Here is a 22,540-nt window from a genome sequence, read left to right as displayed (position 1 = left end):
GGCCCTTCGTATGTTCGGGGGACGGTCGCCGGTCGGTTCATCACTCCGGACGATCCGGAACAGTAAAGTCCAACTACCTGTCGCAAGAGTCCTATCGACGCCCTTGCGCACCGCCTCCCACGGGGCCAGGGTCCTGTGCGGGATTCATGAACCAGCCGTGCAGACAGCTTCTGGAGGTTCCATGAACGAGCAGACACCCCGCGATCCGAGCCGCCGTACGGTCCTCAGGACCACCGCGGGAGCGGCCGGCGCGGGCCTCGGCATCGGCGCCCTCGGCGGCCACCCCGCCCACGCCGCCGCCGAGACGGCCACGACGGCGCCCGGCGCCGCACCGGCCGCGGGGACGGCGGCCGTGCCGAAGCGGCGGGGCGCCACCATGGCCGGGGTCCCCTTCGAGCGCCGCTCCACCGTCCGCGTCGGGATCATCGGCCTGGGCAACCGCGGCACCAGCATGCTCGACCACTTCCTCGCCCTCCCCGGGGTGCGGGTGGTGGCCCTGTGCGACCCCGTGCGCGAGAAGGCGGAGCGGGCCCTGGCGAAGGTCGTCGCCGCCGGGCAGCCGACGCCCGCGCTGTACACGAACGGCGAGAACGACTACGAGAAGCTGTGCGCCCGCACGGACGTCGACTTCGTGTACGTCGTCACCCCCTGGGACCGGCACTTCGCCATGGCCAGGGCGGCGATGCTGGGCGGCAAGCACGTCGGCGTGGAGTGCCCGGTCGCCATGGAGCTGGCCGACCTGTGGGAACTCGTCGACCTCTCCGAGCAGACCCGCCGCCACTGCATGCAGCTGGAGAACTGCTGTTACGGCCGGAACGAGCTGCGGGTCCTGCGGATGGCGCACGCGGGCAGGTTCGGGGCGCTGCTGCACGGCGCCGGGGCGTACAACCACGACCTGCGGGAGCTGTTGTTCTCGCCGACGTACTACGAGGGGCCCTGGCGCCGCCTCTGGCACACGCAGCTCCGCGGTGACCTCTACCCCAACCACGGCTTCGGGCCCGTCGCCAACTACATGGACCTCAACCGCGGCGACCGGGCCGTCAGCATCAGCAGCTTCGGCACCCCGGCGCTCGGCCTCGCGGAGTACCGGGCCGCGCACATGCCGCCCGGCGACGCGAGCTGGAAGGAGTCGTACATCGGCAGCGACCGGACGATCAGTCTGGTCCAGACGGCCAAGGGGCGGGTGATCCGGCTGGAGCACGACGTGTCGACGCCGCACCCGTACAGCCGCATCAACAGCCTGGGCGGCACGCGGGGCGTCTTCGAGGACTACCCGGCGCGGATCTACCTGGAGCCGGACCACACGAACCACCAGTGGGGCGACTTCTCGGCGTACGCCGACGAGTTCGACCACTGGCTCTGGAAGGAGCACGCGAATCCGCCGGGCGGGCACGGCGGCATGGACTACATCATGGTCTTCCGGCTGATGCAGTGCATGCGGCTCGGCCTGCCGCCGGACTTCGACGTGTACGACGCCGCCACCTGGACGGCTCCGGTGCCGCTGAGCCACGCGTCGATCAAGGCCAAGGGGGCGCCGCAGGAGATTCCCGACTTCACGCGCGGCGAGTGGCGCAAGGCGCGGTCGGGCATGGACTCGGCCCGGCCCGCCTGACGCCCGGATCGGCGGCCACGGCGCCCGGCCCGCTCCCCCGGACGGGGGGCGGGCCGGGTGCCGTCGGGGTCAGCAGCGCCGGAGGTCCTCGGTGAGCGTGCCCTGGACGGTGGTCAGGGCGCGGTCGTAGCAGCCGCCGGAGCCGTACAGCCGGTAGCGCTCGTGGGTGGTGCCGACGGCGTGCCGCTGGTCGCGCGGGACGCCGGTGGTGTACGTGGCGTCACCGGTGTACGTGTCGTCGAGCCGCGACCAGGAGACCCGGTGCCCGTTCCGCACGACGGAGCTGTCGGCGCGGTCCCCGAGGGTGAGCACGGTCCGCAGCCGGTCGCCCGCGCCGACGGTCGTCTCGCCGTCCATGGTGTAGGTGCGGTCCACCCGGGTCACGCTCCGGCCGGAGGTGACGGTCTGCCGGTCCGTCCAGCGGGCGGTCAGCGCGTCGGGGTTCTCGCCCTCGCCCCAGCGGTGGACGGAGGTGTGGGCGACGGCACGGGTGACCGTGGTGTCGATCCGGCCGTGCGAGGTGTTCAGGTGGCCGGCGACGGTGAGGCGGTGGGCCGCCTCGGTGTCCACGCGGTGCGGCGCGCCGGCCGTGTACGCCGAGGTGTTGGCCGGGGCGCCCTCCTCGTGCCGGTCGAGGCCCCCGGTGACGACCCGGCTGCCCTCGTCCTGCCAGAGCAGCACGTTGGTGGGCGTCGACCAGCCGGTGAGGCCGGCGGGGACGCCGGCGACGGAGACCTCGACGCGGTGGGCGCGGCCGTCGTTGAGGAGGGCGGCGAAGGGGGTGAGGTCGTAGACGACCGGCTGGACGTCGAAGGCGCGGGGGGCGGGCGTGACGTACCAGAGGAAGGGGTTGGACCAGCCGCCCGTCCAGACCGTGGGGAAGGGGGCCGCGATGCCGGCGAGGCGGCCGTCGACGGAGATCCGGACCTCGCGGTGCGGGCCGTCGGTGGCGCGGCAGGAGTAGGGGGCGGCGTCGGGGACGGAGAGGTACCAGTACTCCTCGCAGCCGCCGCCCGAGCCGGTGGCGTACACCTCGGCGAGGAGGCGTTCGGTGTTGCGCGGGGTGGTGAGGGTGGAGCCGGTGAGGGGGATCACCCGGTCGGGGGTGTCCTGCGCGGGCTTGGTGCGGCCCTCGGCGGCGTGGAAGGTGAGGGTGACGCGGACGTCGAGGACGCCGGTGTAGGTCTCGTTCACGACATTGCCGATGAGCATCTCGACGGGCTGCGGCCGGCTGAGGGTGTCGCGGTAGCGGGTGACGTCCTTCTCGACGGACCAGGTGATGCCGTCGGGCGAGGGCTGGGGGGTGGAGGTGCGGAGGATCTCCACGCCGCCGACGGAGACGTGGCCGAGCCGGTCGTACTGGCGGCCCTTCACGCTGCCGTCGAGGCGCAGGACGATGGCGCTCCAGCGGGTGCCGCACTCCTTCGGCGGGGCGTAATCGCCCCGGTAGGGGGTGAAGTCGCGGAACTGGGCGGCGGCGAGGGTGACCGCGCAGCTCCGGGTGCCGGGGGTGGCGACGGGCGGGGCGGCGGTGACCGGATCGTGCCAGTCGCTGGTGAACTCGGCGGGCGGCGTGGGGCCGTTCGGGCCCTCGGCCGAGGCCGGCGGGGCGGCGAGCAGGGCGCCCGCGGCGAGCGCCAGACCGCTGAGCATGCTCATGATCTTGAGTGATCTCATGGGGCGGAAGTGAAGCGCGGACGGCCCCGGGCAGTCCAGAGGACGATGAGCGGACATGGCGCGATCTGTTCCTTCACGGGGAAAATCGATTGCCGTCGCCTGGCGAAAACGCGAACCTTGCACGGTTTCCACACCGCCCCGTCCGTCACCGCACAGGACCCGGCGCGTTCCCCCAGCCAAGACCCGGAGACCCTGGGACGCCATGCAGATTCACCAACTTCCGTACGCCGATCCGGGGGAACCCGACGTCCGCTCCGGCGGCCGGTTCCTCCTGTGGCTCGGCCGCAGTCAACTCGGGGGGCAGGTGCGGTCCCTGCTGTGGGGCCTGCTGCTCCAGCTGGGCATCGCCGGGCTGCCGCTCGGTGTGGGCCTCGCCGTCCAGGCCGTCATCGACCGCGACGGCGGGGGCCTCGCGCGCGCCGGAGGGGTGCTCGTGGCGCTCGGCGTCGCCATCGGGACCGGCGAGGCGATGGTCCACCGCACTGCCGTCACCAACTGGATCACGGCCGCCGCGCGGGTCCAGCAGCTCCTCGCCCGGAAGACCGCCGAGCTGGGCTCCCTGCTCACCCGGCGGGTCGCGGCGGGCGAGGTCGTCGCCGTGTCGACCGGTGACGTGGAGAAGATCGGCTGGTTCGTCGAGGCGCTCTCCCGCTTCGCCGCCGCGGCCGTCACGCTGATCGTGGTCTGCGTGGGCCTCGTCGTCTACCAGCCGGCGCTCGGCGTCGTCGTCGCCGTCGGCGTCCCCGCCCTGGCCCTCGCCGCGCTGCCGCTGCTCCCCCGCGCCACCCGCCGGGCGGACGTGCAGCGCGAGAAGGCCGGCAAGGCGACCGAGCTCGCCTCCGACACGGTGGCCGGGCTGCGGGTGCTGCGCGGCATCGGCGGCGAGGAGCTGTTCCTCGGCCGCTACCGCACGGCCTCCCAGGAGGTGCGCAGGGCCGCCGTGCGCAGCGCCCGGATGTGGGCGCTGATCGCGGCGATCCAGGTGTTCCTCCCCGGCGTCCTGCTCATCACCGTGGTCGTGTACGGGGCGCGGCTCGCGCTCGACGGGCGGATCACGGTCGGCGAGCTGGTCACCGTCTACGGCGCGGTGGCCCTCACTCACCATCCGCTGCGGAACTTCGAGGAGATCGCGATGGCGTTCTCCTTCTCCCGGCCGTCCGCGCGGCGGGCCGCCCGGGTCCTCGCGCTCACCCGCGCCACGGACCCCGCGGGTCACGAGGACCGCACGGCGTCCGGCGACCTGTACGACCCGATGACCGGGCTGCTCGCCCCGGCCGGCCGGTTCACCGCCGTCGTCTGCGGCGACCCGGACGCGGCCGGGCGGCTCGCGGACCGGCTCGGCGGCCACCCGGCCGAGGCGGAGCCCGGGCACACGTCGGTGCTGCTCGGCGGGGTCCCGCTCGACGAGCTGCCGCTGGAGTCGGCCCGTACGGCCGTGCTCGTCCAGGACAAGGATCCGGTGCTCCTGTCGGGCACGCTCCGCGAGCTGCTCGACGTGCCGTCCACGGGCAAGGTCTCGGCGGAGGCGGCGCTCGACGCGGCCCGGTGCGCGGACGTCCTCGACGCCCTCGCGCAGGCCTCGGTGGGCACCGACGGAGACCCGATGCGCACCCGGATCACCGAGCGCGGCAGGTCCCTCTCCGGCGGCCAGCGCCAGCGGCTGGCGCTCGCCCGGTCGCTGGTGGCCGACCCGGAGGTGCTGGTGCTCGACGAGCCCACCTCCGCGGTCGACTCGCACACCGAGGCCCGGCTGGCCGAGGGCATCGCGGGGCTGCGCGCGGGCGCGACGACGGTGGTCCTCACCTCCTCGCCGCTGCTCCTGGACCGCGCGGACCGGGTGGTCCTGGTCCACGAGGGCGCGGCCGTCGCCGTCGGGACCCACCGCGAGCTGCTGGCGGGCGAGCCCCGCTACCGGGCGGTCGTCACCCGTGAGACCGACGAGGAGGCGGCCTCGACGGCCGCCGGGCTCGTCGGCGGAGTCGAAGCACTGGAAGGAGAATCGGCATGATCGGCCTCGCGCCGCCGGAGTACGACCCGGCGGCCCCGACGACCGCGACGACCCTGCCCGTCGCCGCCCCGGCGACGGTGCGCGCCTACGTCCGTGAGCTGCTGAGCCGTCACCGGAGGGCGTTCGCGCTGCTCATCGGGGTGAACGCGGTCGCGGTGATCGCGTCGATGGCCGGTCCGTACCTGCTCGGCTCGGTCGTGGACCGGCTCGCCGAGGGTGCGCGCGATCTGCATCTGGAGCGGACGGCGCTGCTGTTCGCGGGGGCGCTGCTCGTCCAGACGTTCTTCGTGCGGCTCGTGCGGTTGCGCGGCGCGATACTGGGCGAGGAGATGCTGGCCGATCTGCGCGAGGACTTCCTCGTCCGCTCGGTCGGTCTGCCGCCCGGCGTCCTGGAGCGGGCGGGCACGGGCGATCTGCTCTCCCGCATCACCACCGACGTCGACCGGCTCGCCAACGCGATGCGGGAGGCGGTGCCGCAGCTGGCGATCGGCGTGGTGTGGGCGGGGCTGCTGCTCGGCGGCCTGGCCGTCACCGCGCCGCCGCTGGCGCTGGCGGCCCTGCTGGCGGCGCCGGCCCTGGTCGTGGGCTGCCGCTGGTACTTCCGGCGGGCCCCGGCCGCGTACCGCTCGGAGTCCGCGGGATACGCGGCGGTGGCGTCCGTGCTCGCCGAGACGGTGGACGCGGGCCGGACGGTCGAGGCGCACCGGCTGGGGGCGCGCCGGATCGCGCTGTCCGACCGGCGGATCAAGGAGTGGACGGCGTGGGAGCGATACACGCTGTTCCTGCGCTCGGTGCTGTTCCCGGTGGTGACGCTGACCCATTCGACGGTGCTGTGTTCGGTGCTGCTGCTCGGTGGGGTGTTCGTCTTCCAGGGCTGGATCGACGTGGGCCAGCTGACGACGGGCGCGCTGCTCGCGCAGATGCTGGTGGAGCCGATCGGGATCGTGCTGCGCTGGTACGACGAGCTCCAGGTCGCGCAGGTCTCGCTGGCGCGGCTCGTGGGCGTCCGCGACATCGAGCCGGAGCCCGGCGACGGTACGGTGCGGCCCGAGGGGCGGTCGGTCCGGGCGGACGAGGTGCGGTTCGGGTACCGCGAGGGCGTGGACGTGCTGCACCGGGTGACGCTGGACGTGGCGCCCGGCAGCCGGGTGGCCCTCGTGGGGCCGTCGGGTGCGGGCAAGTCCACCCTGGGGCGGCTGCTCGCGGGGATCTACGCCCCGCGGACCGGGTCGGTCACGCTCGGCGGGGCCGAGTTGGCGGCCATGCCCGCCGAGCGGGTCCGTGAGCACGTGGCCCTGGTCAACCAGGAGCACCACGTCTTCGTGGGCTCGCTCCGGGACAACCTGCTGCTGGCCAGGTCCGGTGCGGACGACTCCGAGCTGTGGGCGGCGCTGGCCGCGGTGGACGCGGACGGCTGGGCGGGGGGGCTCGACGAGGGCCTGTCCACCGAGGTGGGCTCGGGCGGCCGGGCGCTGACCCCGGCGCAGGCCCAGCAGATCGCGCTGGCCCGGCTGGTCCTGGCGGACCCGCACACCCTTGTCCTGGACGAGGCGACCTCGCTGCTCGACCCGCGGGCCGCCCGCCATCTGGAGCGGTCGCTCGGCCGGGTCCTGGAGGAGCGGACGGTCGTGGCCATCGCGCACCGGCTGCACACCGCGCACGACGCCGACCTGATCGCGGTGGTCGAGGCGGGCCGGATCAGCGAGCTGGGCAGCCATGACGAGCTGGTGGCGGCGGACGGGGCGTACGCGGCGCTGTGGCGGTCCTGGCACGGGTAGGCGACCGGAGCCACGGCCGCGTGAGGACGGGGAAGGGGCCGCACCGGATGTCCGGTGCGGCCCCTTCCCGTGGGCGTACGGGCGTCAGAGGAAGCCGAGGGCGGAGGCGCCGCCCACGCCGCCGAGGAGCATGAAGGCGGGCATCAGGACCTTCAGTTCGACCCAGCTGCCGGCCCGGAAGCGCATGCCCTTCGGCGGGCCGATCGGGTACCAGCGCTTGCGGCCGACCGGGATGGGCCACAGGATCGGGCAGCCCGAGACGGTGAGGGCGTCGCCGATGTCGTGGACGAGGGCGCCGAGCACGATCGGCAGGCCCAGCCACAGGTACTCCTGCCCGGGGGCGGTGAAGAGCCAGTCGGAGCCGTTGCCGGGCTGGTCGAGGACCCCGGCGAGGATCCACGCGCTGGTCGCGCCGAGCAGCCAGACGAGGATGTCGCTGGACATCCGGGCGGCCCGCCAGAGCAGGCCCTCGACGGCGAGGACGAGGTGGACGAAGAGGATGGTGAGGACCGCCCACCGGCCGCCGGTGACCGCGCCGACGGAGGCGCCCGCGCCGATCAGGACCGCCCACAGCCAGGTGTGGGTGAGGGTCCGGTGGCCGCCGGAGCGGCGCGGGTCGGCCGGAGAGCGGGTCGCCTTGTAGACGGCGTGCGACAGCTTGTCGACGATCTCGCACAGGCCGCGGGAGACGGGTCCGAAGGCGCGCGAGATGGTCGCCGACTTGTGGTCGAGGTCGGGAGCGAGGGCGGCTCCCGCACAGATGAGCGCGCCGACGAGCAGGACCGGCCAGGGCATCGGGTGGTCGAGGGCGGCCGCGGCCGCTCCCACCCCGAGCCAGGCCGCCGCTCCGGACAGCGAGTGCGCCGGTCCCATCATGGTTGGTCCCGCCCCGTTTCTCCCGTGCCGGCGCCGAGTTGACGACCGGTCGACGGAGGAGCCTATCGTTCGTGATCACTCGGCTCGGCGGCCGGTTCCCTCATCCGAGCGGAATCCAGGCAAGATGGGGGGCGTGACCCTTATCGATCAGCTTCCGCCGACCGCCGACCCCGACGCCCTCTTCGAGGCCTTCTCCTCCTGGGCCGAGGACCGGGGCATCACGCTCTACCCGGCCCAGGAGGAGGCGCTGATCGAGGTGGTCTCCGGGGCGAACGTGATCCTTTCCACCCCGACCGGCTCGGGGAAGTCCCTGGTCGCCGCCGGAGCGCACTTCACGGCGCTCGCCAACGACCAGGTGACCTTCTACACGGCGCCGATCAAGGCGCTCGTGTCGGAGAAGTTCTTCGACCTGTGCAAGCTCTTCGGCACGGAGAACGTCGGCATGCTGACCGGCGACGCGTCCGTGAACGCGGACGCGCCCGTCATCTGCTGCACGGCCGAGGTGCTGGCCTCGATCGCGCTGCGGGACGGCAAGGACGCGGACATCGGCCAGGTCGTCATGGACGAGTTCCACTTCTACGCGGAGCCGGACCGGGGCTGGGCCTGGCAGATCCCGCTGCTCGAACTGCCGCAGGCGCAGTTCGTGCTGATGTCGGCGACGCTCGGCGACGTGTCGATGTTCGAGAAGGACCTGACCCGGCGGACCGGCCGGCCGACGTCGGTGGTCCGCTCGGCGACGCGGCCGGTGCCGCTCTCGTACGAGTACGAGATGACGCCGATCACGGAGACGCTGACGGAGCTCCTGGAGACCAAGCAGGCGCCGGTCTACATCGTGCACTTCACGCAGGCGCAGGCCGTGGAGCGGGCCCAGTCGCTGATGAGCATCAACATGTGCACCCGGGAGGAGAAGGACCGGATCGCCGAGATGATCGGCAACTTCCGGTTCACCACCTCCTTCGGCCGGAACCTCTCGCGGTACGTGCGGCACGGCATCGGCGTGCACCACGCCGGCATGCTGCCGAAGTACCGGCGGCTCGTGGAGAAGCTGGCCCAGGCGGGCCTGCTGAAGGTGATCTGCGGGACGGACACGCTCGGCGTGGGCGTGAACGTGCCGATCCGTACGGTGCTCTTCACGGCCCTCACGAAGTACGACGGCAACCGGGTGCGGACGCTGCGGGCCCGGGAGTTCCACCAGATCGCCGGCCGGGCCGGCCGGGCGGGCTTCGACACGGCCGGTTTCGTGGTGGCACAGGCCCCGGAGCACGTCATCGAGAACGAGAAGGCGCTGGCGAAGGCGGGCGACGACCCGAAGAAGCGGCGCAAGGTGGTCAGGAAGAAGGCCCCCGAGGGCTTCGTCGCCTGGTCGGAGAACACCTTCGAGAAGCTGATCGCCTCCGAGCCGGAGCCGCTGACCTCCCGCTTCCGCGTCACCCACACCATGCTGCTCTCGGTGATCGCGCGGCCGGGGAACGCCTTCGAGGCCATGCGCAAGCTCCTGGAGGACAACCACGAGCCGCGGAAGAACCAGCTGCGGCACATCCGGCGGGCCATCGCCATCTACCGCTCGCTGCTCGACGGCGGTGTGGTGGAGCAGCTGGACACGCCGGACGCGGAGGGCCGCACGATCCGGCTGACCGTCGACCTCCAGCAGGACTTCGCGCTCAACCAGCCGCTGTCGACGTTCGCGCTGGCCGCCTTCGACCTCCTGGACCCGGAGTCGCCGTCGTACGCCCTGGACATGGTGTCCGTGGTGGAGTCGACGCTCGACGATCCGCGGCAGATCCTGGCGGCGCAGCAGAACAAGGCGCGCGGCGAGGCCGTCGGCGCGATGAAGGCCGACGGGGTCGAGTACGAGGAGCGGATGGAGCGGCTCCAGGAGATCTCGTACCCGAAGCCGCTGGAGGAGCTGCTCTGGCACGCGTACAACGTCTACCGGAAGTCGCACCCGTGGGTCGGCGACCACCCGGTGTCGCCGAAGTCGGTGATCCGCGACATGTACGAGCGGGCCCTGTCCTTCACGGAGTTCACCTCCTTCTACGAGCTGGCGCGCACCGAGGGCATCGTGCTGCGGTACCTGGCGAGCGCGTACAAGGCGCTCGACCACACCATTCCGGACGACCTCAAGACGGAGGACCTGGAGGACCTGATCGCCTGGCTGGGCGAGATGGTCCGGCAGGTGGACTCCTCGTTGCTCGACGAGTGGGAGCAGCTGGCCAACCCGGAGGTCGAGTCGGCCGAGGAGGCCCAGGAGAAGGCGGACCAGGTCAAGCCGGTCACGGCGAACGCGCGGGCGTTCCGGGTCCTGGTGCGCAACACGATGTTCCGCCGGGTGGAGCTCGCGGCTCTCGACAACGTCGACGAACTGGGCGCGCTGGACGCCGAGTCGGGCTGGGACGCGGACGCGTGGGGCGAGGCGATGGACGGGTACTGGGACGAGTACGACGACCTCGGTACGGGTCCGGACGCGCGCGGCCCCAAGCTCCTGTCGATCGAGGAGGACCCGGCGCACGGTCTGTGGCGCGTCCGGCAGACCTTCGCCGACCCGAACGGCGACCATGACTGGGGCATCAGCGCGGAGGTCGACCTCGCGGCCTCCGACGAGGAGGGCCGGGCGGTCGTGCGTGTGACATCGGTCGGACAGCTGTAGAAGGAGCACGAAGGTGACCAACCCCGCCGAGAGGCTCGTGGACCTGCTCGACCTGGAGCAGATCGAGGTCAACATCTTCCGCGGGCGCAGCCCGCAGGAGTCGCTGCAACGGGTCTTCGGCGGGCAGGTCGCCGGCCAGGCCCTCGTCGCGGCCGGGCGCACGACGGAGGGCGACCGTCCGGTGCACTCGCTGCACGCCTACTTCCTGCGGCCGGGGCGGCCGGGGGTGCCGATCGTGTACCAGGTGGAGCGGGTGCGCGACGGCCGGTCCTTCACGACCCGCCGGGTCACGGCGGTCCAGGAGGGGCGGACGATCTTCAATCTGACGGCGTCCTTCCACAAGCCCGAGGAGGGGGCCTTCGAGCACCAGCTGCCGCCGCGCCACCTGACCGACCCGGAGACCCTGCCGAACCTGGCGGACGAGATCCGCGAGCACCTGGGGGCGCTTCCGGAGGCCCTGGAGCGGATGGCGCGGCGCCAGCCGTTCGACATCCGGTACGTGGACCGGCTGCGGTGGACGCGGGAGGAGGTGAAGGACGCCGACCCGCGCAGTGCCGTGTGGATGCGGGCGGTGGGCCCGCTGGGCGACGACCCGCTCGTCCACACGTGCGCGCTGACGTACGCCTCCGACATGACGCTCCTCGACGCGGTCCGGATCCCCGTCGAGCCGCTGTGGGGTCCGCGCGGCTTCGACATGGCGTCCCTGGACCACGCGATGTGGTTCCACCGCCCCTTCCGGGCCGACGAGTGGTTCCTGTACGACCAGGAGTCGCCGATCGCGACCGGGGGCCGTGGCCTGGCCCGCGGCCGGATCTACGACCGGGAGGGCAGGCTGCTCGTCTCGGTGGTCCAGGAGGGCCTGTTCCGGAAGCTCTGACCGGCTCAGAGGCCGGGCAGGGCGTCCTGGTCGACCTCGTGGCGGCGGGTGCGGATCTCGGGCGGCGCCGGGTGGAGCTTGGCGTCGCAGGTGGGGCCCAGGCCGGTGCGGCGGGAGTCCGCGCCGGTCAGCGGGCGGCCGCAGAGGCGGCACCGGATCGGGCGCGGGGCCGGGTCGGCGGCGGAATCGATGTCGATTGCCAGTGGTTCGTCACTCATGTTGTGATCACACCCTAGTCTCGACGAGGAGCTCCCCATGAGTCTGTACGACATTCCGCTGACGACCCTGACCGGTGACCCGATCTCCCTTGCCGACTACCGGGACCGCGCGGTCCTGGTGGTGAACGTGGCCTCGAAGTGCGGCCTGACCCCGCAGTACGAGGGCCTGGAGCGGCTGCAGAAGGCCTACGGGGAGCGCGGCTTCACCGTGCTCGGCGTGCCGTGCAACCAGTTCCTGGGACAGGAGCCGGGGACGGCGGACGAGATTCAGACGTTCTGCTCGACGACGTACGGCGTGACGTTCCCGCTGCTGGAGAAGACGGACGTCAACGGCGCCGACCGCCACCCGCTGTACGCGGAGCTGACGCGGGTCGCGGACGCCGAGGGCGAGGCCGGTGACGTGCAGTGGAACTTCGAGAAGTTCCTCATCGGCCGCGACGGCGGCGTGACCCGGTTCCGTCCGCGCACCGAGCCCGAGGCCCCCGAGGTCGTCGCCGCGATCGAGGCCCAGCTTGCCTGAGCACGACGTCGTGACCCGGCTGCGGGCGGCGGGCTGTGTCTTCGCCGAGGAGGAGGCGGAGATGCTCCTCGCCACCGCGGCCGGGCCGGCCGAGCTCGACGCGATGGTCGAGCGGCGGGCCTCCGGCCTGCCGCTGGAGCACGTCGTCGGCTGGGCGGACTTCGCCGGGCTGCGGGTCGACGTCGACCCCGGGGTGTTCGTGCCCCGGCGCAGGACGGAGTTCCTCGTCGGGCGGGCGGTGGAGCTGGCCCGGCCGGGCGCCGCCTGCGTGGACCTGTGCTGCGGTTCGGGCGCGGCGGCCGCGGTGCTGCTGGCTGCGGTGCCGGGTGCGGAGGTGCACGCCGCGGACATCGAGCCGGCGGCCGTGGTCTGCGCCCGGCGGAACGTGGAGCCGCGGGGCGGCCTCGTGTACGAGGGCGATCTCTTCGCCCCGCTGCCCGCCGCGCTGCGGGGCCGCGTGGAGGTGCTGGTCGCCAACGTGCCGTACGTGCCGACCGAGGAGGTCGGGCTGCTGCCGCCGGAGGCGCGGGACCACGAGCCGCTCGTCGCCCTCGACGGCGGGGCGGACGGGCTGGACGTGCTGCGTCGGGTGGCGGCCGGGGCCGCCGCATGGCTGGCTCCGGGCGGGCACCTGCTGTTCGAGACGAGCGAGCGGCAGGCCGACGCGGCCGTCGCCGCGGTGACCGCGCACGGGCTCGCGGCGCGGGTGCTCACCTCCGAGGAGTGGTGGGCGACGGTCGTCGTGGCGACCCGCCCCTGACGGGTGGGGCGGGCGCCGGGGTCGTCCCCGGCGCCCGCCCGTCCGTGACCGGGTCAGCCGGTGCGGGGGCGCAGGCGGCAGCGGGCGGGTCCCGCCGCCTGGAGGGTGATCGCGGGGGCGACGGGCACCTCGGCGTCGATGGCCTCGAACTCGTACCGCTGGAGGATCATCGCGAGGGCGATCACCGACTCCAGCATCGAGAAGTGCTGGCCGATGCAGGCGCGGGGGCCGCCGCCGAAGGGGAACCAGGCGTAGCGGGGGCGGGCGGCCTCGGCCTCGGGGGTGAAGCGGTCCGGGTCGAAGCGCTCGGCGTCGTCCCAGTAGGCCGGGTGGCGGTGGGTGACCCAGGGGGCGACGACGACGTCCGCGCCGGCCGGGATCGTGACGCCACCGATCTCGGTGGCGGCGACGGCCCTGCGGCCGATGACGGGCGCGGCGGGGAAGAGCCGCATGGACTCCTTGAGGACCCGGGTGACGTAGGGCAGGGCGTCCAGGTCCGCGGCGCCGGGGGTGCGGCCGCCGAGGACGCGGTCGACCTCCTCCAGGGCGCGCTTCTGCTCCTCGGGGTGGCGGGCGAGGAGGTGCAGGGCGAAGCCGAGCGAGGTGGCGGTGGTCTCGTGTCCCGCGACGAGGAAGACGAGGACCTGCTCGCGCAGTTCGGTGGCGTCGAAGCTGCCGTCCTCGGCGCTCTCGGCCTCGGCGAGCAGGGTGAGGAGGTCCTGTCCGTCGCCGGGTGCGCGGTCGGCGGCGCGGCGGTCGGCGATGATCCGGTCGCAGACCTCGTAGAGCGCCTTGTGCACGGCGGCGGCCCGGCGGTTGCCGGGGGTGGGCAGGGCGCGGGGCGTCTTGAGCGGCGAGTAGCCGCGGCGCAGGACGTACGAGCCGACCTCGGGGAAGCAGCGTTCGACGACCTCGACGGCCGTGTCGACGTCGGTGCCGAAGAGGATGCGGGCGACGGCGCGCAGGGCGAGCCGGGTCATCTCGTGGAGGACGTCGACCGATGCGGCGCCGTCGCCCCGCCACTCGCCGAGGAGGGTCGTGACCTCGGCGGCGACGGCGTCGGCGTAGCCGTCGACGCGGCGCTTGGTGAAGAGCGGCTGGACGAGCCGGCGCTGGCGCAGGTAGTCGTCGTCCTGGCTGGTGAGCAGGCCGTTGCCGAAGGACTCCCGGACCTCCTGGTAGAAGGCGTTGTCCTTGCGGAAGTTGGCGGATTCCCCGGCGAGGACCTGCTGGACGCCCTCGGCTGAGAAGACGCCGTGGACGGTGGCGCGGACGCCTGGCGGTCCGGCGGTGATGCGGACGACGTCGCCGTGTTCGCGCCGGGCGCGCAGGAAGGTGCCGAGCGAGTCGTTCTTGAGGTCGAACATCGAGCCGAGCAGCGGGAGGCCCGCCAGCTCGGGTGCCTCGGTGCGGATGGTCGTTGCCATGATCGTCTCCCCCTGGGTCGTGGCCGGGAGCATTGTCCCCCAGCGGGTGACGGGCGGGTAGGGAGCGGGAGCACCCGGGCCGGATCCGGCCGGGCGGTGCGATCGGGCCGGTTGTCGGTGGCCTCTGGCAGGCTCGTCCCATGGACGATGCCGCTCGGCCCGAGCTCACGCTGCAACTGACGATCGACTGCGCGGACCCCCAGCGCCTGGTGCCCTTCTGGCTGGAGGCGCTGCGGTACGTGCCGGACCCGCCGCCCGAGGGGCACGGGAGCTGGCGGGAGTACTGGCGGGCGATCGGCGTGCCGGAGGAGGAGCTGGGCGAGGCCGCCGGGGAGCTGCCGGAGTCGATCGTGGACCCGAAGGGGGCGGGGCCCCGGGTCTGGTTCCAGCAGGTCCCCGAGCCGAAGACGGTGAAGAACCGGGTCCACCTGGACCTCAAGGTGGGCGGTGGCCGGGCGGTCCCGCTCGCGGTGCGCCGGGAGCGGGTGGACGGCGAGGTGGCCCGGCTCACCGCGATCGGCGCCACCGTCCTGTACGTGATGGACGAGCCGCACGGCATGGACTACTACGCCGTGGTGCTCCGGGATCCGGAGGGCAACGAGTTCTGCGTGGTGTGAGCCTTGAGGGTGCCGGGCACGAGGCCGCGGCCGGGGTTCCGCGGGTCGCTCCGGACGGCCGGGGCCGTCGGCGTCGCCACCGGCCTCGTCGTCGCACACCGCGGGCGGAGCGGCTACCTGGCGAGGGCGCGGCTGATGACCATGCGCTGGATCTCGCTCGTGCCCTCGAAGATCGTGTAGATGGCCGCGTCGCGGTGCATCCGCTCCACCGGGTACTCGCGGGTGTAGCCGTTGCCGCCGAGGATCTGGATGGCCTGGGCGGTGACCTGCTTGGCGACCTCGCTCGCGTACAGCTTGGACATGGAGCCCTCGGCCGAGGTGAAGGGCTTGCCGGCGGTCGCCATCCAGGAGGCGCGCCAGACGAGGAGGCGGGCCGCGTCGATCTGCGTGCGCATGTCGGCGAGCTGGAAGGCGACGCCCTGGTTCTCGATGATCGGGCGGCCGAACTGGACGCGGGTCCTGGCGTAGTCGAGGGCGACCTCGTACGCGGCGCGGGCGGTGCCGACGGCCATGGCGCCGACCGCGGGGCGGGAGGCCTCGAAGGTGGCCATGGCGGCGTTCTTCACGCGCTCGCCGCCGCTCTTCGCCTTCTCGCGGGCCCGGGCGAGGCGCTCGTCGAGCTTCTCCTTGCCGCCGAGCAGGCAGGAGCCGGGGACGCGGACGTCCTCCAGGACGACCTCGGCGGTGTGGGAGGCGCGGATGCCGTGCTTCTGGAACTTCTGGCCCTGGGAGAGGCCGGGGGTGTTCGGCGGCACGATGAAGGAGGCGTGGCCCTTGGAGCCGAGCTCCGGGTCGACGACCGCGACCACCACGTGGACGCCCGCGATGCCGCCGTTGGTCGCCCAGGTCTTGGTGCCGTTGAGGACCCACTCGTCCTTGGCCTCGTCGTAGACGGCGCGGGTGCGCATCGAGGCCACGTCGGAACCGGCGTCGGGCTCGGAGGAGCAGAAGGCGGCGACCTTGACGTCGTTCGCGTCGCCGTACATCTGCGGGACCCAGGTGCCGATCTGCTCCTCGGTACCGTTGGCGAGGACGCCGACGGCGGCCAGGCCGGTGCCGACGATGGAGAGGGCGATGCCGGCGTCCCCCCAGAAGAGCTCCTCCATGGTCATCGGGATGCCGAGGCCGGTGGGGTCGAAGAACTGCTGGGCGTAGAAGTCGAGCGAATAGATGCCGAGCTTGGCCGCTTCCTGGATGATCGGCCAGGGGGTCTCCTCACGCTCGTCCCATTCGGCGGCCGCCGGACGCATCACATCGGCGGCGAAGCCGTGCAGCCAGTCGCGCACCTGCTTCTGGTCGTCGTTGAGTTCGAGCGTGAACTCGGCCATTTTCCCTCCCAGCAGTATGTTACTTGCGGTAACACCAGTCTGTTACCGGCGGGTACAGCCTGTCAACCTGCGGCGGAGCGGTTCGGACCGATCGGCACCGGGTGCCGCTGTGGTGTTACGTTGCGACAGCCTCACGGAATCGCACGGGCGGGGAGACACGCTATGGACATCACACACCGGACCACCGACCAGCAGAAGCCCGCCGAGCAGCGACGGCGCGAACTGCTGGAGGCGGCGGACCGGGTGGTGCTCCGGGACGGCCCCAAGGCGTCCATGAACGCGATCGCGGCCGAGGCCGGCATCACCAAGCCGATCCTCTACCGCCACTTCGGCGACAAGGGCGGCCTCTACCGCGCCCTCGCCACCCGGCACACGGACGCCCTGCTCGCCGCCCTGCGCGCGGCGCTCGACGCCCCCGCCGACCGCCGTCGCCGCGTCGAGGCCACCCTCGACACCTACCTCGCCTCCATCGAGGCGATGCCGCAGGTCTACCGCTTCCTCATGCACCCGGCGGAGGAGTCGCACCAGTCCGAGCAGGGCTTCGACGTCGGCCGCCACTCGGCCCCGCTCCTGCGCCGCATGGGCGAGGAGCTCGGCCAGGTCATCGCCGAGCGCGTCGACCTGGGCCCCGGCGGCGAGGCCCAGGCCCGGATCTGGGGCCACGGCATCGTCGGCATGATGCACGCGGCCGGGGACTGGTGGCTCGGCGAGCGCCCCTGCTCGCGCGCGGAGCTGGTGGCCGCATTGGCCGACGTCCTGTGGGGCCGCCTCGCCCAGGCGCCCGACCGGGCGGACGGGCCGGGCTTCTGACCGAGCGGGGCCTCGGGCCGGGCCTCTGACCGAGCGGGCCGGGCTGCTGACCGGGAGAAGCCTCGGGGCCGGGCTCCGACCCGGGGCCCCGGAGCCCGGCGGGCCCGCGCTCAGTCGCGCAGTGCCGTCGCTCCCGTCCCCCACGGCTCCTTCCGGATCGCGCGCAGCAGACGTGACTTGCGCCACCCCGTGACCCGGTCCGCGTAGACCCCGCCCTCCAGGTGGTCCGTCTCGTGCTGGAGGCAGCGGGCGAAGAAACCCGTGCCCTCGATCCGTACCGGAGTGCCGTCCGTCCGTACGCCCTCGACCACCGCGCGGTCGTAACGGGGCGTCGGGGCCTCCAGGCCCGGCAGGGAGAGACAGCCCTCCGGCCCCCGGACCACATCCCCGTCGGCCGCCACGAGACGCGGGTTCACCACGTGGCCGAGGTGACGGACCTCCTCGTCGTCCGGGCAGTCGTAGACGAAGACCCGCAGGCCGACGCCCACCTGGTTCGCCGCGAGGCCCACGCCGTGGGCGGCGTACATGGTCGCGAACATGTCCTCGACGAGGCGGGAGAGTTCGGGACCGAAGTCGGTGACGGTCTCGCAGGGGGCGTGCAGGACGGGGTCGCCGAGCAGAGTCATCGCTCGGACCTGGCCGGAACTGCCGGGGATGGGCCGGTTTCGCATGGCGGTAAGGGTACGGTCCGCTGTGACCTGGATGTTTCGTACGGTCGCTCGGCGGTGCCGCGGTTCGGGCTGCTGGCCGGATCTCGATAGGCTGAGCCCGGACCGACGCAAGGAGGAACAAGGACGATGTCAGGACACCCCGGTAATCCAGAGCCGCTGTCGCCGCGTGCCAAGCTGGCCGTGACGGCGGGCAAGGCCGCCGCCGCGGTGTCGCGGGCGGCCGGACGCGGCAGCGGATCGGTGATCGGCGGCCGGGTGGCGCTCAAGCTCGACCCGGACCTGCTGGGGCGGCTCGCTCAGCACCTGGACGTCGTCCTCGTGTCCGCGACCAACGGCAAGACGACCACGACCCGGCTGATCGCGGAGGCGCTGCGCGCCAGCGGCCCCGTGGTCTCCAACGCCCTCGGCGCCAACATGCCCGCGGGCATCACCTCGGCGCTCGCCGGCGGCTCGGACGCCAAGTTCGGTGTCATCGAGGTCGACGAGAAGTACCTCGCCGGGGTCGCCCGCGACACCACGCCGAAGGCGATCGCGCTGCTCAACCTCTCCCGCGACCAGCTCGACCGCGCCGCCGAGACCCGGATGCTCGCCGAGAAGTGGCGCGAGGGCCTCAACGGCACCAAGGCCGTCGTCATCGCCAACGCCGACGACCCGCTGATCGTCTGGGCCGCGTCCTCCTCCCCCAACGTGGTGTGGGTCGCCGCCGGCCAGGAGTGGAAGGACGACGCCTGGTCCTGCCCCGCCTGCGGCGGTGTCATGCAGCGCCCCGGCGACGACTGGTTCTGCGGCGAGTGCGGCTTCCGCCGCCCCGCCCCCAGCTGGGCGCTCAGCGGGGACCACGTCCTCGACCCGCACGGCTCGGCCTGGCCGATCCGGCTGCAGCTGCCCGGCCGCGCCAACAAGGCCAACGCCGCCACCTCGGCCGCCGTCGCCGCCGTCTTCGGCGTGCCCCCGCAGGTGGCCCTGGAGCGCATGTACCAGGTGCAGGCCGTCGCCGGACGGTACGACGTGGTCTCCTTCCAGGGCCGCGACCTGCGGCTGCTGCTCGCCAAGAATCCGGCGGGCTGGCTGGAGACGTTCTCCCTCATCGACGGCCCGCCGGCCCCGGTGATCCTCTCCGTCAACGCGCGCGGCGCCGACGGCACGGACACCTCCTGGCTGTGGGACGTGGACTACGGACGGCTCGCCGGCCACCCGATCATGGTGATCGGCGACCGGAAGCTGGACCTGGCGGTCCGCCTGGAGGTCGCGGGCGTGGACTTCCGCGTCTGCGAGACGCTCGACGAGGCCGTCACCATGGCCCCGCCCGGGCAGATCGAGCTGATCGCCAACTACACCGCCTTCCAGGACGTCCGCCGCCGCGTCGGCAACTGACCCGAAGAGGACTGAAGCAGCATGAGTGACAGCAGCCTGCGGCTGGTCTGGGTCTACCCGGACCTGCTCAGCACCTACGGCGACCAGGGCAACGTCCTGGTCGTCGAGCGCCGCGCCCGCCAGCGCGGCCTCAACGTCGAGCGCGTCGACGTCCGCAGCGACCAGCCCGTCCCGACCTCCGGCGACATCTACCTCATCGGGGGCGGCGAGGACCGGCCGCAGCGGCTCGCGGCCGAACGCCTGCTCCGCGACGGCGGCCTGTCGCGGGCCGCGTCCAACGGGGCGATCATCTTCTCGGTCTGCGCCGGCTACCAGATCCTGGGCCACGAGTTCGTCAACGACGTCGGCGAGCGGCAGCCCGGCCTCGGCCTCCTCGACGTGACCACCGTCCGCGGCGAGGGCGCCCGGTGCGTCGGCGACGTCCTCGGGGACATCGACCCGCGCCTCGGCCTCCCGCAGCTCACCGGCTTCGAGAACCACCAGGGCATCACCCATCTCGGCCCGACCGCCCGCCCGTTCGCCCGGACCGTGTTCGGCAAGGGCAACGGCACCGGCGACGGCACCGAGGGCGCGTACAACGACACCGTGTTCGGCACGTACATGCACGGCCCCGTCATGGCCCGCAACCCGCAGATCGCGGACCTGCTCCTGAAGCTGGCCCTCGACGTGAACGCGCTGCCGCCGACCGACGACCGGTGGTACGAGGCGCTGCGCGCCGAGCGCATCGCGGCGGCGACGCAGCCCTCCTGAACCGCCCGGGAAAGGGCGTCGTACGAAAATACGGTGTCCACTGTTCGGACATCCGGTTCGGCCCCGCCATCCTGCACCGATAGGGTGGCGGGGAATCCAGCCGGACGACGTGGTCCGGGAGTCGGCCCACGTTGCAAAGGTTTTTGGGCTATGCGCATTGGTGTGCTCACCTCCGGCGGAGACTGCCCCGGTCTGAATGCCGTCATCCGTTCCGTCGTGCACCGCGCCGTCGTCGACCACGGTGACGAGGTCATCGGCTTCCACGACGGCTGGAGGGGCCTGCTGGACTGCGACTACCGCAAGCTCGACCTCGACGCGGTGAACGGCATCCTGGCCCGCGGCGGCACCATCCTCGGCTCCTCCCGCGTCCAGCCCGCCCACCTGGTCGACGGCGTCGAGCGCGCCCGCGGCCACGTCGCGGACCTCGGCCTCGACGCGATCATCCCGATCGGCGGCGAGGGCACGCTCAAGGCCGCCAACCTCCTCTCCGAGGCGGGTCTGCCGATCGTCGGCGTGCCGAAGACCATCGACAACGACATCGCCTCGACCGACGTGACCTTCGGCTTCGACACCGCCGTCACCGTCGCGACCGAGGCCCTCGACCGGCTGAAGACCACCGCCGAGTCCCACCAGCGCGTGCTCGTCGTCGAGGTCATGGGCCGTCACACGGGCTGGATAGCCCTGCAGTCCGGCATGGCGGCCGGCGCGCACGCCGTCGTCGTGCCCGAGCGCCCCTTCGACATCGACGAGCTGACCGAGCGGGTCGGCCGTCGCTTCGAGGACGGCAAGCGCTTCGCGATCGTCGTCGTGGCCGAGGGCGCCAAGCCCCGCGAGGGCACGATGGACTTCAAGACCGCCGGCACCGACATCTACGGCCACGAGCGGTTCACCGGCGTCGCCAACCAGCTCTCCGTCGAGCTGGAGCGGCGGCTCGGCAAGGAGGCCCGCCCGGTCATCCTGGGCCACGTCCAGCGGGGCGGCACGCCGACCGCGTACGACCGCGTCCTCGCGACCCGCTTCGGCTGGCACGCGGTCGAGGCGGCGCACCGCGGCGAGTTCGGCATGATGACGGCGCTGCGCGGCACGGACATCACCATGGTGCCGCTGGCGCGGGCGGTGGAGTCCCTGAAGACGGTCCCGGCCGACCGCTACGCCGAGGCGGAGTGCGTGCTCTGAGAACCCGGTTCCGGACCACCGCGGTCCGGCCCGCCGAACCAGGAACCGCCCCCGGTCGCAGTCGCGGCCGGGGGCGGTTCTAGTCTGGTGCGGACAACAAGCGCGAATCGGGCTCCAGGAGTAACTGATGGATCACAGCGGGCACGGCATGACCACGGATCTGCCGCCGTTCACGCTGGGGCGTGGCCTGGAGTTCTCTCCCGACCTGTTCTTCCTGATCGGCTGCCTCGCGGCGCTCGGCCTGTACGGCTGGGGCGTGGCGCGGCTGCGGGGACGCGGGGACGCCTGGCCGGTGAGCCGGACCGTGTTCTTCGTCGTGGGCGTGCTGACCATCGCGCTGGTGATGTGCACCAGGCTCAACGACTACGGCATGGTCATGTTCAGCGTCCACATGGTGCAGCACATGGTGATCTCCATGCTCTCGCCGATCCTGCTGCTGCTCGGCGCGCCCGTCACGCTCGCGCTGCGGGCCCTGCCGGTGGCCGGGCGCGGCTCCACCGGTCCGCGCGAGCTGCTCCTGAAGCTGCTGCACAGCCGGTACATGCGGGTGATCACGCACCCCGGCTTCACGATCCCGATGTTCATCGCGAGCCTGTACGCGCTGTACTTCACGCCGCTCTTCGACTTCCTGATGGGCTCGAAGCCGGGCCACGTCGGGATGATGGTGCACTTCCTCATGGTGGGCCTGGTCTTCTTCTGGCCGATCATGGGCGTGGACCCGGGCCCGCACCGGCCGGGGTACGTGATGCGGATGCTGGAGCTCTTCGCGGGCATGCCGTTCCACGCCTTCTTCGGCATCGCGCTGATGATGGCGAGCGAGCCGATGGTGGAGGCGTACCGGAACCCCCCGGCCTCGCTCGGGATCGACGCCCTCGCCGACCAGAACGCGGCCGGCGGCATCGCCTGGGCGTTCAGCGAGATCCCGTCCGTGCTCGTGCTGATCGCGCTGGTCTACCAGTGGTACCACTCCGAGCAGCGGCAGGCGGTCCGCAAGGACCGGGCGGCGGACCGGGACGGCGACAAGGAGCTGGAGGCGTACAACGCGTACCTGGCCTCGCTCCAGGCGCGCGGGCGGTAGCGGAAGGCCGCAGGCGCGGGCCGCGGGCGCCGGTCCGCGGGCCGGGGGCGTGCACGGGGGTGGCGCGCGCCCCTCTCCAGGGGTCACGATGGCTTCGAGGAGGGCTGAGCGATGATGTCCGGTCCCACGAAGACGATGGCCGCGCTCACCGGCGCGGCGCTGTTCCTCACGACGGCGTACACGGTGGCGCTCGGCAGCAGCGGCTGGCTCTGGTTCGCCTGGATCGTGCTGGGTGTGGCGACGATCGGGATGGCGGCCGCCGACAGCGCCGCGCCCGCGGACCCGCGGCGCGCCCGCCCTCCGGGCGGTGGCACCCAGCGGGGCTGAACCGGAAGA

Annotated in this window: 20 protein-coding genes; 14 read left to right on the top strand and 6 right to left on the bottom strand. The window is 72.8% G+C overall.

The genetic code is table 11. The features are described 5' to 3' along the window. Nucleotides 1-181 precede the first annotated feature (181 nt). Nucleotides 182-1,612: a Gfo/Idh/MocA family protein gene (locus ACWDVG_RS09225; RefSeq protein ID WP_451697693.1), complete on the top strand. Its 1,431-nt coding sequence runs from the start codon at nucleotides 182-184 to the stop codon at nucleotides 1,610-1,612. 69 nt (nucleotides 1,613-1,681) lie between these two features. Here the strand turns inward: ACWDVG_RS09225 and ACWDVG_RS09220 are convergent, their stop codons facing one another. Continuing rightward, a complete protein-coding gene (locus ACWDVG_RS09220) occupies nucleotides 1,682-3,289 on the bottom strand; it encodes a peptide-N4-asparagine amidase (protein ID WP_451697692.1) in 1,608 nt (535 codons plus the stop codon). Between the two features lie 202 nt (nucleotides 3,290-3,491). Between ACWDVG_RS09220 and ACWDVG_RS09215 the strand changes: the two genes are divergently transcribed. Beyond that, the gene (locus ACWDVG_RS09215) at nucleotides 3,492-5,297 is read left to right on the top strand and encodes an ABC transporter transmembrane domain-containing protein (protein ID WP_451697690.1); all 1,806 of its coding nucleotides are present in this window, start codon (nucleotides 3,492-3,494) and stop codon (nucleotides 5,295-5,297) included. Beyond that, nucleotides 5,294-7,075, top strand: a complete 1,782-nt coding sequence (locus tag ACWDVG_RS09210) for an ABC transporter ATP-binding protein (RefSeq protein ID WP_451697688.1) — start codon at nucleotides 5,294-5,296, stop codon at nucleotides 7,073-7,075. Before ACWDVG_RS09215 ends, ACWDVG_RS09210 begins: the two co-directional genes overlap by 4 nt. Before the next feature lie 84 nt (nucleotides 7,076-7,159). Here the strand turns inward: ACWDVG_RS09210 and ACWDVG_RS09205 are convergent, their stop codons facing one another. Then, a complete protein-coding gene (locus ACWDVG_RS09205) occupies nucleotides 7,160-7,951 on the bottom strand; it encodes a metal-dependent hydrolase (RefSeq protein ID WP_451697687.1) in 792 nt (263 codons plus the stop codon). A 124-nt stretch (nucleotides 7,952-8,075) separates the two neighbouring features. Here ACWDVG_RS09205 and ACWDVG_RS09200 point away from each other — a divergent pair, with 124 nt between their 5' ends. Next, on the top strand, nucleotides 8,076-10,598 hold the full coding sequence (locus ACWDVG_RS09200) for a DEAD/DEAH box helicase (protein ID WP_451697685.1): 2,523 nt from the start codon (nucleotides 8,076-8,078) through the stop codon (nucleotides 10,596-10,598). Between the two features lie 13 nt (nucleotides 10,599-10,611). After that, complete coding sequence (locus ACWDVG_RS09195; protein WP_451697683.1) at nucleotides 10,612-11,475, top strand: acyl-CoA thioesterase; 864 nt, start codon at nucleotides 10,612-10,614, stop codon at nucleotides 11,473-11,475. A gap of 5 nt (nucleotides 11,476-11,480) precedes the next feature. On the opposite strand, the gene ACWDVG_RS09190 is transcribed toward ACWDVG_RS09195, so the two are convergent. Continuing rightward, nucleotides 11,481-11,693: a DUF6011 domain-containing protein gene (locus ACWDVG_RS09190; protein ID WP_451697682.1), complete on the bottom strand. Its 213-nt coding sequence runs from the start codon at nucleotides 11,691-11,693 to the stop codon at nucleotides 11,481-11,483. A 37-nt stretch (nucleotides 11,694-11,730) separates the two neighbouring features. Between ACWDVG_RS09190 and ACWDVG_RS09185 the strand changes: the two genes are divergently transcribed. Together ACWDVG_RS09185 and ACWDVG_RS09180 are read left to right on the top strand one after the other, a co-directional pair. Then, complete coding sequence (locus ACWDVG_RS09185; RefSeq protein ID WP_451697681.1) at nucleotides 11,731-12,213, top strand: glutathione peroxidase; 483 nt, start codon at nucleotides 11,731-11,733, stop codon at nucleotides 12,211-12,213. Continuing rightward, nucleotides 12,206-12,973, top strand: a complete 768-nt coding sequence (locus ACWDVG_RS09180; RefSeq protein ID WP_451697680.1) for a putative protein N(5)-glutamine methyltransferase — start codon at nucleotides 12,206-12,208, stop codon at nucleotides 12,971-12,973. Before ACWDVG_RS09185 ends, ACWDVG_RS09180 begins: the two co-directional genes overlap by 8 nt. A gap of 53 nt (nucleotides 12,974-13,026) precedes the next feature. Here ACWDVG_RS09180 and ACWDVG_RS09175 read toward each other — a convergent pair whose 3' ends face one another. Further along, a complete protein-coding gene (locus ACWDVG_RS09175) occupies nucleotides 13,027-14,400 on the bottom strand; it encodes a cytochrome P450 (RefSeq protein ID WP_451697679.1) in 1,374 nt (457 codons plus the stop codon). Between the two features lie 140 nt (nucleotides 14,401-14,540). Between ACWDVG_RS09175 and ACWDVG_RS09170 the strand changes: the two genes are divergently transcribed. Continuing rightward, the gene (locus tag ACWDVG_RS09170) at nucleotides 14,541-15,017 is read left to right on the top strand and encodes a VOC family protein (protein WP_451697678.1); all 477 of its coding nucleotides are present in this window, start codon (nucleotides 14,541-14,543) and stop codon (nucleotides 15,015-15,017) included. A gap of 113 nt (nucleotides 15,018-15,130) precedes the next feature. Here the strand turns inward: ACWDVG_RS09170 and ACWDVG_RS09165 are convergent, their stop codons facing one another. Beyond that, nucleotides 15,131-16,345, bottom strand: coding sequence for an acyl-CoA dehydrogenase family protein (locus ACWDVG_RS09165; protein WP_451697677.1), 1,215 nt, complete (start codon nucleotides 16,343-16,345; stop codon nucleotides 15,131-15,133). A gap of 162 nt (nucleotides 16,346-16,507) precedes the next feature. Here ACWDVG_RS09165 and ACWDVG_RS09160 point away from each other — a divergent pair, with 162 nt between their 5' ends. Next, a complete protein-coding gene (locus tag ACWDVG_RS09160; RefSeq protein ID WP_451697676.1) occupies nucleotides 16,508-17,155 on the top strand; it encodes a TetR family transcriptional regulator in 648 nt (215 codons plus the stop codon). Between the two features lie 110 nt (nucleotides 17,156-17,265). Here the strand turns inward: ACWDVG_RS09160 and def are convergent, their stop codons facing one another. Continuing rightward, nucleotides 17,266-17,826, bottom strand: coding sequence for a peptide deformylase (def, locus tag ACWDVG_RS09155; RefSeq protein WP_451697675.1), 561 nt, complete (start codon nucleotides 17,824-17,826; stop codon nucleotides 17,266-17,268). Between the two features lie 126 nt (nucleotides 17,827-17,952). Between def and ACWDVG_RS09150 the strand changes: the two genes are divergently transcribed. From ACWDVG_RS09150 to ACWDVG_RS09130, 5 genes are all read left to right on the top strand, one after another. Further along, the gene (locus tag ACWDVG_RS09150) at nucleotides 17,953-19,200 is read left to right on the top strand and encodes a MurT ligase domain-containing protein (RefSeq protein WP_451697674.1); all 1,248 of its coding nucleotides are present in this window, start codon (nucleotides 17,953-17,955) and stop codon (nucleotides 19,198-19,200) included. Nucleotides 19,201-19,221: 21 nt separating this feature from the next. Beyond that, on the top strand, nucleotides 19,222-19,950 hold the full coding sequence (locus tag ACWDVG_RS09145) for a type 1 glutamine amidotransferase (RefSeq protein WP_451697673.1): 729 nt from the start codon (nucleotides 19,222-19,224) through the stop codon (nucleotides 19,948-19,950). A 150-nt stretch (nucleotides 19,951-20,100) separates the two neighbouring features. After that, nucleotides 20,101-21,126, top strand: a complete 1,026-nt coding sequence (locus tag ACWDVG_RS09140) for a 6-phosphofructokinase (RefSeq protein ID WP_451697671.1) — start codon at nucleotides 20,101-20,103, stop codon at nucleotides 21,124-21,126. A gap of 127 nt (nucleotides 21,127-21,253) precedes the next feature. Further along, nucleotides 21,254-22,204 carry a cytochrome c oxidase assembly protein gene (locus ACWDVG_RS09135; RefSeq protein ID WP_451697670.1) on the top strand — a complete coding sequence of 317 codons (951 nt, stop codon included), beginning with the start codon at nucleotides 21,254-21,256 and terminating at the stop codon, nucleotides 22,202-22,204. A gap of 111 nt (nucleotides 22,205-22,315) precedes the next feature. Beyond that, nucleotides 22,316-22,531 carry a hypothetical protein gene (locus tag ACWDVG_RS09130; RefSeq protein WP_451697849.1) on the top strand — a complete coding sequence of 72 codons (216 nt, stop codon included), beginning with the start codon at nucleotides 22,316-22,318 and terminating at the stop codon, nucleotides 22,529-22,531. Nucleotides 22,532-22,540 lie beyond the last annotated feature (9 nt).

Source organism: Streptomyces sp. NPDC003327, assembly GCF_053589515.1.
The sequence above is the reverse complement of the archived record's forward strand: the minus strand, read 5'-3'. Positions and strand labels throughout refer to the sequence as shown.